Below are 16,502 nucleotides of genomic sequence, written 5' to 3' on the forward strand. Positions count from 1 at the left end.
CACGATAAAGGACCCTCCCCATGGATCTCTCCGCAAAACTCTCCGAGCTTGGCCACACCCTGCCTGCCGCGCCCGCGCCGGCGGCCAATTACGTGCCCTATGTGATCAGCGGCAATCAGCTCTTCATCTCCGGGCAAATCTCCAACGGTCCGGATGGGCTAATCTGTGGCAAGCTGGGCGCAGACATGGCCACGGAAGAGGGCGCAAAAGCCGCTCAAAGCTGTGCGCTGGCCCTTTTGGCGCAGGCGAATACCGCCGTTGAGGGAGATTTCTCCAAGGTGAAACGACTGGTGAAACTCGTGGGTTTCGTCAATTCGACGGCGGAGTTCACCGAGCAGCCGAAGGTGATCAACGGTGCCTCTGACCTGATGGTCCAGGTGATGGGCGACATGGGCCGTCACGCCCGTTCCGCGGTCTCCGCCGCCAGCCTTCCGCTGGGCGTCGCGGTCGAGATCGAAGCGATTTTCGAGCTCGCCTGATGCCCTCTCTGCCTGAGGCCTTTCTAAAGGCGCCCATTGCGCATCGCGCCTTGCACGATGACAACATCGCCCGCGCGGAGAACAACATCGCCGCCATAGATGCGGCGATCGCGCGGGGCTTTGGCATCGAGATCGACCTGCAATTGTCCTCGGACGGGGTGGCGATGGTGTTTCACGACTATGCGCTCAATCGCCTGACCGAGGGCCACGGCGCCTTTGCGCAACAGAGCTCCGAGGCCCTTTCTACGCTTCGGTTCAAAACCGGCGAGGTCGGGGTGCCGACGCTGAAACAGGTGCTGGATCACGTCGCCGGTCGTGTGCCGCTTTTGATTGAAGTGAAGGATCAGGACGGCGCGATGGGACCGAGTGTCGGTGCTTTGGAAGTGGCTGCGGCCAAAGCACTTGAGGGGTATGGGGGGCCTGTCGCACTCATGTCCTTCAACCCGCATTCGGTCGCGGTTCTGGCGGAGCTTTGCCCTCATATCCCGCGCGGCATCACCACTGCGAATTGGGAAGACGAAGGCGCGAAACTCATCCCCGCCGACCGCCGCGAGGTCTTGGGGCTCATCGCGGATTATGACCGTGTCGGCGCGTCCTTCATCAGCCACCAGTGGTCAAACCTCGACGCACCTCGGGTCGCCGAGCTGAAAGACGCGGGTGCCCATATTCTGTGCTGGACGATCCGAAACCCGGAAGACGAGGCGGAGGCACGCAAGATTGCGGAAAATATCACCTTTGAAGGCTACCTGCCGACTTGACGCCAAGACCCTGCGTGCCAGTTTCTAACGAGACGTCGCGCGCAGGACCTTTATGACCGACCAGATCGAGATCAGCCTGATGAACAGCCTCGGTGCGATTGCGCCGGAGGACTGGGATGCTTGTGCAGCACCCCGAGTTGGACGGCCCGAAGATCCCTTCGTGACGCATCGGTTCCTGATGGCTTTGGAAAATTCCGGCTCGGTCGGTCCCGGCACGGGTTGGCAGCCCAGCTATCTTGTGGCCCGCGCGGGCGACCAGGTGATCGCCGTCGCGCCGATGTACGCCAAAAGCCACAGCCAGGGCGAATATGTTTTCGACCACGGCTGGGCCGATGCCTATGAGCGCGCGGGCGGGCGATACTATCCGAAACTCCAGATCGCGGTGCCTTTTACGCCGGTGACAGGTCGCAGGCTTTTGACCCGGCCGGGGTTCGAAGACATCGGCCAGGCCGCATTGGTTCAGGGTGCGGTCGAGGTGGCGGATCAGAACACACTGTCGTCGCTGCACCTGACCTTTTGCACCGAGGACGAAGTGGCCGCAGGCGAGGCCATGGGGCTTTTGCACCGCACCGGACAACAGTTTCATTGGGACAACGCAGACTATGCCACCTTCGATGAGTTTCTCGCCGTTCTGTCGTCGCGCAAACGCAAGAACATCCGCAAGGAACGCGCGCAGGCGCAGGGCTTTGGCGGTGAGATCATTCAGCTTACCGGCGATGACATTCGCCCGGACCATTGGGATGCGTTTTGGACCTTTTATCAGGATACCGGCAGCCGCAAATGGGGCTCGCCCTATCTGACACGGGCGTTTTTCGATGAGCTGCATGAGACCATGCGCGATGACGTCTTGCTGGTTTTGGCGCAGATCGACGGCATGCCGATTGCGGGCGCGTTGAATTTCATCGGGCGGGATCGATTGTTCGGGCGCTATTGGGGCTGCACCGAATATCACCCGAGCCTGCATTTCGAGATTTGCTACTATCAGGCCATCGACTACGCCATCGCCCAAGGCCTCAAAAGGGTCGAGGCGGGCGCGCAGGGCGAGCACAAACTCGCACGCGGCTATATGCCCAACACGACACATTCGCTGCATTGGATGCGCGATCCGGGATTTGCCGGTGCCGTGGCAGACTATCTTGAGGCCGAACGCGCCGCCGTCGCTGAAGAGGTCGAGGTGCTCACATCCTACGGCCCGTTCAAATCCACTCCTGAGGAGGACGATCATGACTGAGACCTTACAAGGCACCGCACGAACTGAGGCCCTCGCGCCGTTACTTACACGCGGCTGGACAGAGACGGACGATGGCACAGGTATCGAGAAACACTATGAGTTTCGGAACTTTAACGAGGCCTTCGGGTTTATGACACGGGTTGCACTTTGGGCCGAGAAACGCGATCACCACCCGGATTGGCGCAATGTCTACCGCACGGTCGAAGTGACGCTTTCGACCCATGACGCCGGTGGGCTGACCCAGAAAGACATAAATTTGGCAGAAAAAATGGACGAGGCCGCCGCACATGTTTGAACAGCTCCTGAACTACGAAATTTACAACGGTCAGACCGTCGGCGATTACCTGTCGCTTGAATTCCTCGCCGGGATTGCCGGGTCGATTGTGGGCGCGCTGCTGCTTTTGATCATCGGTATGATGATCTCTGGCTGGATCGGGCGGCGCATCCGTGCCATCGGGCTGAAATACGAACGCCTCGACGACACGCTGTTCAATTTCCTCGCCAATATCGCGCGCTATGCGGTGCTGGCCTTCACCGTTCTGATCATCCTCAACACCTTCGGCATTCAGACCACCTCCATCGTCGCCGTCATCGGTGCCGCCGGTCTTGCCATCGGTCTGGCTCTGCAAGGCACGCTGTCGAACATCGCAGCGGGTGTGATGATCATCCTGTTCCGTCCCTTTAAAATCGGCGATTTCGTCGAAGTCTCCGACAAGATGGGCACGGTGAAAGACATTTCTCTGAACTTCACCGAGCTGGCGGACCTGTCCAACGTGCAGGTCATCGTCCCGAATTCGCAGGTTTGGGGCAATATCATCACCAATTACTCCACCAACCAGACGCGTCGCGCCGAATGGACCTTTGGTGTGGGCTATGGTGCGAACCTGAAGACCGCCGAAGAGGTGATCCGCAAAACGATCATGTCGGATGCGCGCTCCCTGAGCGACCCGGAGCCCTTTATCCAAGTCAACAATCTCGGCGATTTCTCCGTCGATTTTCTGGTCCGGGTCTGGGTCAAATCCGGCGATTTCTTTCAATATCAGGCAGATATGAAACGTCAGGTCAAAGAGGCGCTGGATGAGGCCGGGGTGGATATTCCCTTCCCGACGCGCACGTTGCTCAACGCCGCAGAGTAAACAAAACCTGAATAAACGAAACGCCCGGGATCATCTCCCGGGCGTTCTTTTTAGATCTTCTCAACCAGAGATTCACCGGCAGAAATCGTGCATTCGCCCGGGCTGCTTTCGATTTCGAGCACCTTGACCACCCCGTCCTCGGCATAAAGCGCGAAGCGTTTCGAACGGTTGATCAGACCCGCAGGCGGTGCGGTGAAATCGAGACCCAGCGCCTTGATGAACGCGCCTTCCGCATCACCCAACATGGTGATCCCGGCCTCCTCCGCCCCAGTGTCCTTGGCCCAGGCCCCCATCACAAAGGGATCGTTGACGGAGACGCAAATCACCTCATCGACGCCCTTGTCTTTGAACTTCGGCATGGTGCGAATGAAACTCGGCACATGTGCCGTGGTGCAGACACCCGTGTAGGCCCCCGGCAGCCCGAAAAGCACAACTTTGCGGCCCTTGAACTTCTCAGAAAGTTCAACTCCCGCCGGGCCTTCTGCCGTCATTTCAAGCACCGTGCCACCCGGCAGGCTGTCTCCTGTTGCAATCGTCATCTTTGTGTTCCTCTGTGCGTTGTCATTCTGTCTTTGGACGATATAGGGTCAGGGCGTTTCGCGACCAGAGGAAAGAGCATGAGCCACTTTATCGTCATCGGGGCCGGGCAGGCCGGGCAGAGCATCGTCACCACCCTGCGCGGGCAGGGGTTCGAGGGCGAGATCACTCTGATCGGTGAAGAACCCGTGCCGCCCTATCAGCGTCCGCCTCTGTCCAAGGCCTATCTTTTGGGCGAGATGGAGCTGGATCGGCTGTTCCTACGCCCCGAGAGCTATTACGCGGATGAGAACATCACGCTGCGGATGGGCTGCAAGGTGACCGGCATTGATCCGGCGGCGAAGACCGTCTCCATTGGTGACGAGGTTCTCACTTATGACAAGCTGGCTTTGACCACCGGCTCCGCGCCGCGCCTGTTGCCTGCCACCATCGGCGGCAATCTCGGCGGGGTGTACACCATGCGCACGCTCGCGGACGCCGATGCGATCGAACCCGAGTTTCGCGAAGGCGCCTCTGTGCTGATCGTCGGCGGCGGTTACATCGGATTGGAGGCCGCAGCGGTCGCCGCCAAGAAGGGGCTCAAGGTCACGCTGGTCGAGATGGCCGACCGGATTTTGCAACGCGTCGCCTCCGTCGAGACCTCCGACTATTTCCGTGCGTTGCATCAGGCCCATGGCGTCGATCTGCGCGAGGGCGTGGGGCTTGTGAAACTTACCGGCGAGGATCGCGCGCAAACCGCTGAACTCACCGACGGCAGCACGCTCGACGTGGATTTCGTCATCGTCGGCGTCGGCATCACCCCCGGCACAGAATTGGCCGAACTGGCGGGCCTCACGCTGGAAAACGGCATCAAGACCGATCTCTATGGCGCCACCTCAAACCCCGATATTTTTGCGGCGGGTGATTGCGCCTCTTTCCCGCATGACGGCGTACAGATGCGTCTCGAATCCGTCGGCAATGCGATTGATCAGGGCATGGTGGTCGCGAAAAACATGCTCGGCCAAGCTGTCACCTATGTGCCGAAGCCGTGGTTCTGGTCGGATCAATATGACGTCAAACTGCAAATCGCCGGGCTCTTCAACGGTCACGACCGGGTCGTGATCCGCGAGGGCGAAGGCACGCATTCGCATTGGTATTACAAGGACGGCCAGTTGATCGCCATCGACGCGATGAACGATCCGCGTGGCTATATGGTCGCCAAACGCCTCATTGAGAGCGGCAAGACCGCCGATCCCGACAAGGTGGCCGATCCCGCCACCGATCTCAAAGCACTGATGCGCGGCTGATGCGGATCATTGCCGGAGAATATCGCGGGCTGGCGCTGGCCTCTGTCGGAAAAGGCGACGCGGGCGCGCATCTGCGCCCGACCACGGACCGCGTGCGCGAGAGCCTGTTTTCCGTTTTGACCGCTGGCAAATACGGCGATGCGGTCGAGGACGCGCGGGTGCTTGACCTCTTTGCAGGCACCGGCGCGCTCGGCCTTGAGGCCCTGTCGCGTGGGGCGGACTGTGTCACCTTTGTCGATGACGGGCGCAAGGCGCAGAGCCTGATCACCGAGAACATCGGGAAATGCCGCGCCGAGGACCGCTGTGATCTGATGCGGATGGATGCCACACGTCTGCCAATGAACCCGTCCGAACCCTATGATCTGATTTTCCTCGATCCACCCTATGCCAAAGGCTTGGGCGAGGTGGCCATTGCCGCCGCGATTGCCGGGAATTGGCTGACACAACGTGCGCTCGTGGTCTGGGAAGACAGCGCCGAGATCACGCCGCCCGACGCGCTGACCCTTCTGGACACGCGCAAATATGGCGACACAAAAATCAATTTTCTGGAGCCGAAATGACACCCAAAGCCGTGATTTTCGATTGTGACGGGGTGATCGTCGATAGCGAGCCGCCGCTTTTGGAGTTCCTGCAAAAGGACTTCGCGCGCTTTGGCCTCGACATCACATTGCATGAGTTGGAGACCAAATATGTCGGCGGCACCATGGCGCGCGTGGGCGAGCGTGCGCGCGCCGCAGGCGCCACCCTGCCCGACGATTGGCAGGTCGAGGTCTACCCTCGCGTTTTCGAGATGCTGCGCACTGGCGTCCCGCTGATCCCTGGCGTTGAGGCCGCCTTCGATGTGCTGGACGCCGCTGGCATTCCCTACGCGGTCGGCTCCAACGGACCGATGGAAAAGATGGACGTGACGCTGGGCGCGCATCCTGCGGTCTTTGCCCGCCTCAAAGGTCGCATTCACTCTGCGCACACCTATGGCACCGCGAAACCCGAACCGGGGCTCTTCCTGATCGCCGCCGAACAGCTTGGCGTATCCCCCGAAGACTGCGTGGTGATCGACGACAGCCCCTCCGGCTGTATCGCCGCCCGTCGGGCCGGGATGCGCTGTTTTGGCTTTGACACTCATGGTAACGGCGCGCGGCTGATCAAAGAGGGTGCCGAGCATCTTTCCGACATGCATGACCTGCCCGCCCGTCTCGGCCTCTAATCTTCATTGCAGACAAATACTCAAACAAAAAGGCCGCCCAAAGGCGGCCTTTTCTCAAATGATCACAGATTTTATTCCGTGGTGATCTTGTAAGCTGCGCCCTGCGCATCGACCCAAGGGGCCTCATCCTGCGCATGCTCCATGGCCGCTTTCACATCGGCCACCAGCTTTTCACCATCGAAACCTTTCTTGTCCATCTCGGCGATCCAGTCGGCCACGACCTCATCGCCCAAGGCGGTGATCTTCGCGGTTTCTTCTTCGCTCAGCACGTTGACCGCATTGTCGCTCGCTTCGATGACTTTCACACCGTCGTCGTCGCCCATGTCATAGGCGATGCCGGACCAACGCGAGGCCATCAGGCCGGAGTTGCGGTCGATCACCTCTTTCAGATCATCCGGCAGGCTGTCGTATTTCGCCTTGTTCATCGCCCAGAGGAAATAGAGGTTGTAGAACGACCGATCCCCCGCCACGTCGGTTTCCGCGTCGGTCAGCTCGTCGAGCTTCAAGGACGGCGACATGGCAAAGGTGATGATGCCGCCGTCGAGCACGCCTTTCGACAGCGCCTCGGGGAAGGCCGGAACCGGCAAGCCAACGGGTGTGGCCCCCATTTTTTCGAGCAGCAGCGTCGAGGTGCGGGTCGGGGCGCGGAGTTTCAGACCTTCGAAATCCTCAACCTTGCGGATCGGCTCGCCTTTCTTGTGCACAAGACCCTCACCATGGGTGTGCGCGGCCAGGATATGTATGTCGGAGAAATCGTCCAGAAGGTGCTCCTGGGTGAATTCCCACGCCGCCATGGAAGACAGCTCAGCCGATTTGAGCGAGAGGAACGGCAGTTCGATCGCCTCGGTCTCCGGGAAGCGGCCCGGCTGATAGCCCGGAATGATCCAGCCGCCGTCGATGGCACCATCACGGATCAGGTCGTATTGGTCCGGGGCTTTGCCGCCGAGTTGCATCAGCGGGTAGATCTCGACCTTGATGCGCCCACCGCTGTCTTTCTCGACTTTGCGGGCCCAAGGCTCCATGAAATAGGTGGCGGAACCGGCTTTCGGGGATACGAAATGCTGGAACCGGAGGGTGACCTCCTGCGCGGCCGCGGACAGGGTTCCGGTCGCGGTGACCAGAGCTGCGAGAGCGGCGGATTTCAAGAGGTGGTTCATGGGCAAGCCTCCTTCGGGCTGTGAGTGCGACCCGGTGGATCGCGGCCATTTTGACGTGGAGATTTGCTAGTCTAGTTGCAAGTCATTCGCAACAGGCGCGACCCATCTTTTATCTGACCATTCAGTCAGGGCCTTGTTTCTTAAAGAAAAAGCGGAGAACTTTTCAGTCTCCGCTTTGGCGTTTTTCTCAATATGTCGGAAAATAGATGTTTCCCGGAGAGGGTGTGAAGATCTCACACCCGGTCGCCGTCACCCCGATCGAGTGCTCAAACTGGGCGGACAATTTCTTGTCCTTGGTGATCGCGGTCCAGTCGTCGCCCAGCACTTTCGTCTCGGGGCGACCCAGATTGATCATCGGCTCGATGGTGAAGAACATACCCTCTTCGAGCACCGGCGCGGCGTCGCCCGGACGGCGATGCGGCACATAGTGCAGCACGTTGGGAGGCGCGTGGAACACCCGGCCCAGACCGTGGCCACAGAAATCGCGCACCACGGACATGCGGTTCTTATGCGCATGTTCTTGGATCGCGCGCGCGATGTCGTCAAAGGTGTTGCCGGGCTTCACCTGTTCGATGCCATACATCAGGCAATCATGGGTCACCTGCACCAGGCGTTCGGCGAATTTTTTCGGCTGACCGACGAAATACATCCGGCTGGTGTCGCCGAACCACCCGTCCTTGATCACCGTCACGTCGATGTTGATGATGTCGCCGTCCAACAGCGTGTCATCCTTATGCCCCGGAATTTTCGCGCCGGGGATGCCGTGACAGACCACATGGTTGGTGGAAATGCACGACGCGTGTTTGTAGCCTTTGTAACCGATGGTCGCAGAAGTAGTCCCAAGTTCCGTCACGCGGCGTTCGATGAAAGCATCGATCTCTTCGGTCGTTGCACCGGGCACGACCAGAGGGCCGACCTCATCGAGGATTTGTGCCGCGACCTGACCGGCGGCATGCATGCCGGCAAAATCGGCGTCCTCGTAAATCCGAATTCCGTCTTTGGTGATGCGGCCGCGATGCGTCTCGTCCAAGGGTCCACTCCGTTGTCTTTCGACCCGATATAAGGGCTTTGCGCGCAAAGGGCCAGTGCCGGAGGATTACATCTGATGCAAAAGGCGGGGCACAAAAACGACCTGCTGCGGCGTAATTTCGACGGGGAAGACCATGATCTCGACACCCGCCGCCCGCGCTGCCGCCTCAGCTGACGCATAGGTCGGGTCGATGTCGGCGGCGGGGTGAAACCGGTCGCAATCATCGCGCGACACGAGATAGAGCATCACGGCGCGGTCGCCTTTCGCCACCTGATCGGCCAGAACGGCGAGGTGTTTGGCGCCGCGCGCAGTTTTGGCGTCCGGGAATTCGGCCAATCCGGTTTCGCGCGACAGCGTCACGGATTTCACCTCGACCCAGATGTTCCTGTCATTCTGTGTCACCAGAAAATCCGCACGTGAGTTTTCGCCGTATTTCACCTCGGCCCGCACATCGCCCAGAAGCCCCGGCACCTGACCGGCCTCAAGCGCTTCTTTCACAACACGGTTCGCAATGCCCGTATCGACCACCACGCGCGCACCCTCCAACTCGACAATCCGCAGCCCGAATTTGAGCTTTTTCTTTGGATCGTCATTGGGTTCGACCCAGACGCGCGTGCCCGGATCGGAGAGCCCCATCATGGACCCGGGGTTCGGACAATGCGCCGTCACCTCGCGCCCGTGTTCGAGACGAATGTCCGCGAGAAAGCGTTTATAGCGGCGCAAAAGCGTGGCGGGGATCAGATCAGTTTGAAAGCGCATGGTGAGAGGCCTATACCCTAAACAAGAACCGCTCAAGGAGGGCGAGACATGACCGATCACAATCCCACCGCCGCCATTCTCATCATCGGGGACGAAATTCTTTCGGGTCGCACCCGCGATGCGAATATGTATCACCTCGCCGGTGAATTGACCCGTGTGGGCATTGATCTCAAGGAAGCGCGCGTGGTCTCCGACGACCGCGACGCGATTGTCGAGGCGGTTCAGACCCTGTCTTCGAAATACACCCAAGTGTTCACCTCTGGCGGCATCGGGCCGACGCATGACGACATCACCGCCGATTGCATCGCCGCCGCGTTTGGCCGCACGATTGATGTGCGCGACGATGCCCGCGCGCTTTTGACCGCGCATTACGAAGCCCGCGGCGTCGAGTTCAACGAAGCCCGGATGCGCATGGCCCGCATCCCCGAGGGCGCCACATTGATCGAAAATCCCGTCTCCATCGCGCCGGGGTTTTCGCTTGAGAATGTCCATGTCATGGCCGGTGTGCCGAGTGTCTTTGTCGCCATGGTCGCGGGGCTTTTGCCGACACTCACCGGCGGCAAGCCTTTGTTGTCGCAGACCTATCGCATTGACAGACCGGAAAGCGCCGTGGCTGAGCCTCTGGGCATGCTGGCCGCGAAATATCCCGCGCTCTCGATGGGCTCCTACCCGTTCAACCGCGACGGCGCCTTTGGCACCAATATCGTGATCCGGGGACAGGACGGCGCGATGGTCGATGCCGCCATTCTGGAGCTGGCCGCGATCTTCCCCGCCAATGAACAGGCCTGAGCTCTTTCAGGCCTTCGAGGCAACTTGGCCGCCTTTGGCGCGCGAAAGCCTTGGGCCGTTTACTTATCGCGATGGGGCGGGCGGTGGCAGCCGTGTGTCGGCGGCGACGCTTGATGGCGCACTGACCGACACGGCTCTGGACGAGACCGAAGCCCGTTTTGCCAAGGACGAACGCAACGCCCTGTTCCAAATTCGCGGCGGCGAAGAGGCGTTTGACACCGTGCTCGGTGCGCGTGGCTATCGGATGTTCGATCCCGTGGCCTGCCTCATAGCCCCCTTGGATCGCTTTGCCCCGGCGCAGGCGGAAGACGGCTACGTCGCTTGGCCGCCCACCGCGATTCAGAAGGAAATTTGGGCGGAAGGCGGCATCGGGCCTTCGCGGATCGAGATCATGCTGCGCACACCCGAGCCGAAATGCACCCTGCTCGGACGCTTAGGCGACACGCCTGCGGGCACCGGGTTTGTCGCCATTCACGACCGTATCGCCGTGATCCACGCGCTGGAGACTGCCCTGCCCGCGCGACGCCAAGGTCTCGCCAGCGCCATGATGTCCATCGCTGCCGATTGGGCACGGGCGCATGGGGCCGACAGCCTTGCGCTTCAGGTCACGCGGGCGAACACGGCGGCTCTTGCACTCTATTCTGCGCTTGGAATGGAAGAGGTGGGCCAGTACCACTACAGAACGAAAAACTTGACCGGACACCCATGAAACTGACCCCACGCCTCGCCTTTTGCCTGATCTCTGCCTGTCTTGGGGTGTCCTCTGGCGCCTCGGCGCTCGACCTGCCCGGGGCGGCCTCCGTGACCGCACGGCAAAGCGAGTTGGCCTCCGCCGAGCCCTTTCCGACCGGCGCCTATCAGGACGAAGACACCCCCCGGATCATGGCCGACGGCGACGTTGAACGGGTCGCTTACCGTGTCACGGGGACTTCGCTGACCAGCTATCAACTGATCGCACCGCTGCGCCGCCAGTTGGAGGCCGAGGGGTTTCAAATCCTCTTCGCCTGCGCCGACAAAGACTGTGGCGGGTTCGATTTTCGCTATCAACTCGACGTCCTGCCGGAACCCGCGATGCATCTGGACCTGAGCGATTATCAATATCTGGTCGCCGAACATGCCGACGGGCGAGTCGTGGCGATTTTAACCAGCCATGCTCCGGGCGCGGGCTTTGTTCAGATCAGCACCGTGACGCCCTCCGACGCGCCGCCTCTTGAGTTGACGACACCCAGTTCGACCGATCTGACCCAATCGCTTCGTCCCGCCGCGTCGGGAGATTTGGCCTCCCGGTTGGAGGCGCGTGGACGTGTTGTCTTGGACGATCTGGCCTTTGACACCGGTTCCGCGACGCTGGGCGAGGGGCCGTTTGCCTCGCTGCAAAACCTGGCGAATTATCTCACGACGCGTCCAGAGATGCGGATTGTTTTGGTCGGCCACACGGACAATGTCGGCTCCCTCGACAGCAACACCGGCCTGTCGCGCCAGCGCGCGCAAGCGGTGCGACAGCGGCTGATCACGACCTACGGCGTGCCCACCGGCCAAATCAGCGCCGATGGCATCGGTTATCTGGCGCCACGCGTCTCGAACGCCACGCCTGAGGGGCGCGAGCAAAACAGAAGGGTCGAAGCGGTGATCGCCTCGACCCAGTAAGTCTCTTCCACGAGAATTCGTTTAGTGCCTTACCACTTGTCCGGGCCTTTTTCGGCAAAGGAATGGACCAGGAAATCAATGAAGGCGCGCACTTTCGGCTGGGTAAAGCGCCCCGGCGGATAGACGGCGTAGATGCCTTGGGTCTCGGCGGGCAGATCGGGGATCGCCTCTTCGATCAACCCCTGTTCCATCGCATCGGCGTACAAAAAGGACGGCAGGTAAGCGATGCCGAGACCGGAAATACAGGCGTTCAGCAAGGATTGCCCATCATTTACCGTCAACCATCCGGCGGTGCGCACCTGACGTTTTTCGCCCGACGGCGCGGTGAGTTTCCAGACGGCGCCATTCGATTGGTTCGAATAGTGCAAAAGCTTGTGCTCGTTCAGATCGTCGATCTTCTGCGGGCGGCCGTATTTTTGGAAATACGACGGCGCACCGACCATACGTTTGGTGGTTTCCGTCAGCTTGCGGGCGCGCAGGGTGCTGTCTTCCAACTCGCCGATGCGCACGGCCATGTCGAAGCCTTCGGAAATCAACTCGACATAGCGATTGTTCAAAACCATGTTCACGGTGATGTCCGGAAATTCCGACAGGAATTCGCCCAGCACCGGCGACAGATGGTTCACGCCAAAATCAGTCGCAACAGAGATGCGCAACAGGCCCGAGGGCGCGGATTGCATCGAGGTGACGAGGGCATCCGCCTCGCCTGCGTCATTCAAAACACGGCGCGCGCGGTCGTAATAGGCCAGACCGATTTCGGTCGGGGACACGCGGCGGGTGGTCCGATTGAGAAGACGAGCGCCGAGCCGGGCCTCAAGCGCAGAAACATGCTTGGAAACGGCGGATTTGGAAATCCCCATCTTCTTGGCTGCATCCGTGAAACCGCCCTGATCCACGACCGTGGCAAAGGCTTCCATTTCAGTCAGTCGGTCCATTTAATCATACCTACGTTCTTGGCCCCTCATGAGACAGGTATCCCGCTCAAATCGGGCAAGAATGGGGAAGGCGGGGGACAATAGCGTGGTCTTTCCGGGATCGTATGCCCTCAGGAAACGCGGAAACAATCGGGAAAGACGCGACGTGCCCCGCCGGGTTTTGCCTCCGGCGGGAGTATTTTATGCAACAAAGGAAACGGGTTAGAGGTTTGCGGCGAGGCGCGCCCCTTGGTCGATGGCGCGTTTGGCATCCAGCTCCGCCGCCACATCGGCGCCACCGATCACGTGACAGGATTTGCCCGCTGTTTCCAAGGCATCAGCGAGGCTGCGCTCAGAGAGTTGCCCGGTGCAGAGCACGATGGTGTCCGCCTCAATCAATTGCGGTTCATTGTCCTTGGTGATCCAGAGGCCCTCGGGTGTGATCCGATCATAGGTAACACCGCCCATCATCTTGACCGCCTTCATCTGAAGGGCGGCGCGGTGAATCCAGCCGGTGGTTTTGCCCAGACGTTTGCCCGGCTTTTCGGATTTACGTTGCAAGAGCGTCACCTGACGCGCGGGCGGTTCCGGTTGCGGACCTTGCGGCGACAGGCCTCCGCGATCCTGTACCGGATCGGTGATGCCCCATTCCTCTTTCCATTCGGTCAGATTGAGCGTCGGGCTGACAGCCGTGGTCAGATACTCCGCCACATCGAAGCCGATGCCGCCCGCCCCAATGACGATCGCGCGCGGTCCAGCGGTGCGCATGCCGCGCAGGATGTCGACATAGGTGACGACATTGCCGTGATCCTCTTGGCCGGGGATTTCCGGATTGCGCGGGGTGACGCCGGTGGCGAGGATGATCTCATCGAAGCCATCCAGCATGTCCGGCGTGACCTCCGTGTCGAGACGCTGGGTGATGTCGGATCCGGCGACGCTGGTTTTGAACCAATCGACGAGGCCGAAGAATTCCTCTTTGCCCGGTACTTGTTTGGCCATGTTGAGCTGGCCACCAAGATCGCCGCATTTGTCGAACAGGGTCACATTGTGCCCTCGCTGATCGGCGACGAGCGCGGCCATGAGACCGGCGGGACCGGCGCCGACAACGGCGATGGATTTCGGCGTCTCGGTCGGCGTGTACTTCAATTCGGTCTCATGACAGGCGCGCGGATTCACCAGACAAGAGGTGAGCTTGCCGGAGAAGGTGTGGTCGAGACAGGCCTGGTTACAGGCGATACAGGGCGCGATCTCTTGGGCCTTTCCGACGCTGGCCTTGGCGACGAAATCGGGATCCGCGAGGAAAGGCCGCGCCATGGACACCATATCGGCGCAGCCCTCAGAGAGCACATCCTCGGCGACCTGCGGATGGTTGATGCGGTTCGAGGTGATGACAGGGATCGAGACCTCGCCCATCATGCGTTTGGTCACATCTGTGAAGGCGGCACGGGGCACGGAGGTGGCAATTGTCGGCACGCGCGCTTCGTGCCAGCCGATGCCGGAGTTGAGAATCGTCGCCCCGGCCTTTTCGATCTCTTTCGCCAGCTGCACGACTTCGTCCCAGGTCGAGCCATTCGGAATCAGGTCGATCATCGAAATGCGGTAGATGATGATGAAGTCCGGCCCGACAGCCGCGCGGCAACGTTTCACCACCTCGATGGCAAAGCGCATGCGGTTTTCATAGGAGCCGCCCCACTCGTCCTCACGCCGGTTGGTGTGGGTGACGAGGAACTGGTTGATCAGATAGCCTTCGGAGCCCATGACCTCGACACCGTCATACCCCGCCTCTTTGGCGCGGGCCGCGGCGGTGGCGTAATCGGCGATCTGTTTTTCGATGCCCGCCGCGTCCAGCTCGGTCGGTTTGAACGGCGAAATCGGCGATTTGATCGCGGAAGGGGCGATGCAATTCGGACCGTAAGCATAGCGGCCAGCATTGAGAATCTGCATCGCGATTTTGCCGCCCTCGGCATGGACGCGGTCGGTGACTTTGCGATGGTTGGCGATGTCCTGATCGGTGAACAGACCCGCAGCGCCGGGGAACACGCCGCCTTCGACATTGGGCGCCATGCCGCCGGTGACGATGAGGCCCGCGCCGCCCTTGGCCCGCGCGGCGTAAAAGGCCGCGACCGCCTCCCAATCGCCGCGCTCTTCGAGCCCTGTGTGCATCGACCCCATCAGGGTCCGATTGCGCAAAGTGGTAAAGCCCAGATCGAGCGGGGCCAAAAGATGCGGATAGTGGGTCATGTCATGTGCCTCCCTGAGCGCCATTTGAGCGCCAACCTTGGTCGCCAAAATGCGCAGGCGCAGGCAGGATGTCACCCGAAACGCGGCGTCAGATCAAGACGACATCAATTCGCGCCGGTCTCAAGGCAATGCCGACGGAAGGCGCGTTTCAACAGATCCAGCTCGTGGCGCAACAGATCCATTTCCGCGCGAATGTCCTCGGAAAGCCCCTCCCCCGCGATCATCGACAGTGAATTGAGCACCCTTCCCGTGTCGCGATCCGTCATCACAAAGGTCTGAACCCCGTCGTTGATCAGTTCGGAAGGCACGGCAAAGCGAAAGAACCAGACGCCGTCGCGCTCGGGGTCTTCGGCCAGCGTATGGCCTTGCACCGGCTGATCGAGATAGGTCACTTCGATTTCCGGCAAGGTGGACACAGTGTCGGGCACATGCAGTTCGCCCTCCCAAATCCCCGCCTGAAGCCGCGTTTTGACCAGTGTCACCTCATCCATCGCTCAAATCCCTCACAATTCCGCGCGCGGACGGCGCGACAGGGTCAAATCCCGGATGAACACCTGATTCATCTCGGGGCCTTCGAAAATCAGATCGATCCAAAGCTTTTCCACCCGCTTCTCGTTGAGCTTGGTGTAGGCGAGATCGAAATCCACATGGCCTTCTTCGGTGTGGAGCGGCAGTTCGCGCACCACCTGTTCCATGTTGGGACCGTGTTTGACATTGAGCCGGGCGAAAATCTCCAGCCCTTTTTCCATGTCCACTGCATAGTCTAAGCGCACCAGATGGCGGCGCGAGAGCCCGTCACAGATCTCATCCGGCACCTCGATGGACAACGACAGGAAAGAGCCGTCAAAACGGAAAACCTCAAGGCGCAGACCAAAGGGCGCGAGGTCCTCTTCGGACGTGTTGCGGACCTGACGATAGGTCAGTTCGGAAATTTGACAATCGTGATACAGCGTCGCCTCGGAGCCGATCAGCGCCTTGTTCGGCACGGCAGAGGCGCCTTGCGGCGTGATCGGGCCACGCCACAGCTCAGGGCGGTGCGACCAATCGGTGTAGAGCGGCAATTGCATCGCGTTCGATCCGATCAAAGGCAAAGCGAGACGCCCGTCGGCGACAAAGAGAAACCGATCAATCTCCCAACGCAAGGATCGCGCCTGTCCACGCAGACGACGCAAAGCGGGCAGGCTCAGCTGCTCCGCCATCGTCGCCCGTCGCGCCCAGCGCCGGATCGCGATGGAATTGAACCGTTTTTCAATCAGATTTCTGAGGCGCCGCCGCATTCCAAAACCTTTTTTAAACTCTTCAGAGCCTTAGCCTGTTTGTCTCTTACTATGTCC

At 60.4% G+C, this 16,502-nt stretch carries 19 protein-coding genes; 11 read left to right on the plus strand and 8 right to left on the minus strand.

Annotated elements, in window-relative coordinates:
- Nucleotides 1-20 precede the first annotated feature (20 nt).
- From HCZ23_RS06565 to HCZ23_RS06585, 5 genes are read left to right on the plus strand one after another with little or no spacing between them, the layout of a single operon-like run.
- A complete protein-coding gene (locus HCZ23_RS06565) occupies nt 21-479 on the plus strand; it encodes a RidA family protein (RefSeq protein ID WP_167600929.1) in 459 nt (152 codons plus the stop codon).
- Entirely contained in the window at nt 479-1,237 is a 759-nt protein-coding gene (locus HCZ23_RS06570) for a glycerophosphodiester phosphodiesterase family protein (RefSeq protein ID WP_175580877.1), read from the plus strand. Before HCZ23_RS06565 ends, HCZ23_RS06570 begins: the two co-directional genes overlap by 1 nt.
- Nucleotides 1,238-1,289: 52 nt before the next feature.
- The gene (locus HCZ23_RS06575) at nt 1,290-2,468 is read left to right on the plus strand and encodes a GNAT family N-acetyltransferase (RefSeq protein ID WP_167600930.1); all 1,179 of its coding nucleotides are present in this window, start codon (nt 1,290-1,292) and stop codon (nt 2,466-2,468) included.
- Nucleotides 2,461-2,763, plus strand: a complete 303-nt coding sequence (locus HCZ23_RS06580; protein ID WP_167600931.1) for a 4a-hydroxytetrahydrobiopterin dehydratase — start codon at nt 2,461-2,463, stop codon at nt 2,761-2,763. Before HCZ23_RS06575 ends, HCZ23_RS06580 begins: the two co-directional genes overlap by 8 nt.
- Nucleotides 2,756-3,604, plus strand: coding sequence for a mechanosensitive ion channel family protein (locus HCZ23_RS06585; protein ID WP_167600932.1), 849 nt, complete (start codon nt 2,756-2,758; stop codon nt 3,602-3,604). Before HCZ23_RS06580 ends, HCZ23_RS06585 begins: the two co-directional genes overlap by 8 nt.
- Nucleotides 3,605-3,654: 50 nt before the next feature.
- Here HCZ23_RS06585 and HCZ23_RS06590 read toward each other — a convergent pair whose 3' ends face one another.
- Nucleotides 3,655-4,143: a peroxiredoxin gene (locus tag HCZ23_RS06590; protein WP_167600933.1), complete on the minus strand. Its 489-nt coding sequence runs from the start codon at nt 4,141-4,143 to the stop codon at nt 3,655-3,657.
- Nucleotides 4,144-4,221: 78 nt separating this feature from the next.
- Between HCZ23_RS06590 and HCZ23_RS06595 the strand changes: the two genes are divergently transcribed.
- The 3 genes from HCZ23_RS06595 to HCZ23_RS06605 are packed head-to-tail and all read left to right on the plus strand — an operon-like array spanning nt 4,222 to nt 6,631.
- Nucleotides 4,222-5,427 (plus strand): NAD(P)/FAD-dependent oxidoreductase, encoded by a 1,206-nt coding sequence (locus tag HCZ23_RS06595; RefSeq protein WP_167600934.1) that lies wholly within the window; start codon nt 4,222-4,224, stop codon nt 5,425-5,427.
- Nucleotides 5,427-5,987 carry a 16S rRNA (guanine(966)-N(2))-methyltransferase RsmD gene (rsmD, locus tag HCZ23_RS06600; RefSeq protein WP_167600935.1) on the plus strand — a complete coding sequence of 187 codons (561 nt, stop codon included), beginning with the start codon at nt 5,427-5,429 and terminating at the stop codon, nt 5,985-5,987. The genes HCZ23_RS06595 and rsmD overlap by 1 nt, the downstream gene beginning before the upstream one ends.
- The gene (locus HCZ23_RS06605; RefSeq protein WP_167600936.1) at nt 5,984-6,631 is read left to right on the plus strand and encodes an HAD family phosphatase; all 648 of its coding nucleotides are present in this window, start codon (nt 5,984-5,986) and stop codon (nt 6,629-6,631) included. Before rsmD ends, HCZ23_RS06605 begins: the two co-directional genes overlap by 4 nt.
- A gap of 71 nt (nt 6,632-6,702) precedes the next feature.
- Here the strand turns inward: HCZ23_RS06605 and HCZ23_RS06610 are convergent, their stop codons facing one another.
- The 3 genes from HCZ23_RS06610 to sfsA all read right to left on the minus strand — a co-directional run bounded on the left by HCZ23_RS06610 (nt 6,703) and on the right by sfsA (nt 9,577).
- On the minus strand, nt 6,703-7,788 hold the full coding sequence (locus HCZ23_RS06610) for a TRAP transporter substrate-binding protein (RefSeq protein ID WP_167600937.1): 1,086 nt from the start codon (nt 7,786-7,788) through the stop codon (nt 6,703-6,705).
- Nucleotides 7,789-7,975: 187 nt separating this feature from the next.
- The gene (gene map / locus HCZ23_RS06615) at nt 7,976-8,818 is read right to left on the minus strand and encodes a type I methionyl aminopeptidase (RefSeq protein WP_167600938.1); all 843 of its coding nucleotides are present in this window, start codon (nt 8,816-8,818) and stop codon (nt 7,976-7,978) included.
- Between the two features lie 66 nt (nt 8,819-8,884).
- A complete protein-coding gene (gene sfsA / locus HCZ23_RS06620) occupies nt 8,885-9,577 on the minus strand; it encodes a DNA/RNA nuclease SfsA (protein ID WP_167600939.1) in 693 nt (230 codons plus the stop codon).
- 48 nt (nt 9,578-9,625) lie between these two features.
- Here sfsA and HCZ23_RS06625 point away from each other — a divergent pair, with 48 nt between their 5' ends.
- The 3 genes from HCZ23_RS06625 to HCZ23_RS06635 are packed head-to-tail and all read left to right on the plus strand — an operon-like array spanning nt 9,626 to nt 12,013.
- Entirely contained in the window at nt 9,626-10,366 is a 741-nt protein-coding gene (locus HCZ23_RS06625; protein WP_167600940.1) for a molybdopterin-binding protein, read from the plus strand.
- Nucleotides 10,353-11,075 carry an N-acetyltransferase gene (locus HCZ23_RS06630; RefSeq protein ID WP_167600941.1) on the plus strand — a complete coding sequence of 241 codons (723 nt, stop codon included), beginning with the start codon at nt 10,353-10,355 and terminating at the stop codon, nt 11,073-11,075. The genes HCZ23_RS06625 and HCZ23_RS06630 overlap by 14 nt, the downstream gene beginning before the upstream one ends.
- A complete protein-coding gene (locus tag HCZ23_RS06635) occupies nt 11,072-12,013 on the plus strand; it encodes an OmpA family protein (RefSeq protein ID WP_167600942.1) in 942 nt (313 codons plus the stop codon). The genes HCZ23_RS06630 and HCZ23_RS06635 overlap by 4 nt, the downstream gene beginning before the upstream one ends.
- A gap of 29 nt (nt 12,014-12,042) precedes the next feature.
- On the opposite strand, the gene HCZ23_RS06640 is transcribed toward HCZ23_RS06635, so the two are convergent.
- The 4 genes from HCZ23_RS06640 to HCZ23_RS06655 all read right to left on the minus strand — a co-directional run bounded on the left by HCZ23_RS06640 (nt 12,043) and on the right by HCZ23_RS06655 (nt 16,445).
- Complete coding sequence (locus HCZ23_RS06640) at nt 12,043-12,948, minus strand: LysR family transcriptional regulator (protein WP_167600943.1); 906 nt, start codon at nt 12,946-12,948, stop codon at nt 12,043-12,045.
- A gap of 201 nt (nt 12,949-13,149) precedes the next feature.
- Nucleotides 13,150-15,168: an FAD-dependent oxidoreductase gene (locus HCZ23_RS06645; RefSeq protein WP_167600944.1), complete on the minus strand. Its 2,019-nt coding sequence runs from the start codon at nt 15,166-15,168 to the stop codon at nt 13,150-13,152.
- 104 nt (nt 15,169-15,272) lie between these two features.
- Nucleotides 15,273-15,659: a hypothetical protein gene (locus tag HCZ23_RS06650; RefSeq protein WP_167600945.1), complete on the minus strand. Its 387-nt coding sequence runs from the start codon at nt 15,657-15,659 to the stop codon at nt 15,273-15,275.
- A gap of 12 nt (nt 15,660-15,671) precedes the next feature.
- Nucleotides 15,672-16,445 carry a DUF6478 family protein gene (locus HCZ23_RS06655; RefSeq protein ID WP_167600946.1) on the minus strand — a complete coding sequence of 258 codons (774 nt, stop codon included), beginning with the start codon at nt 16,443-16,445 and terminating at the stop codon, nt 15,672-15,674.
- Nucleotides 16,446-16,502: the final 57 nt, after the last annotated feature.

The organism is Celeribacter sp. HF31, from assembly GCF_011806455.1.
Taxonomy (GTDB): Bacteria; Pseudomonadota; Alphaproteobacteria; order Rhodobacterales; family Rhodobacteraceae; genus Celeribacter.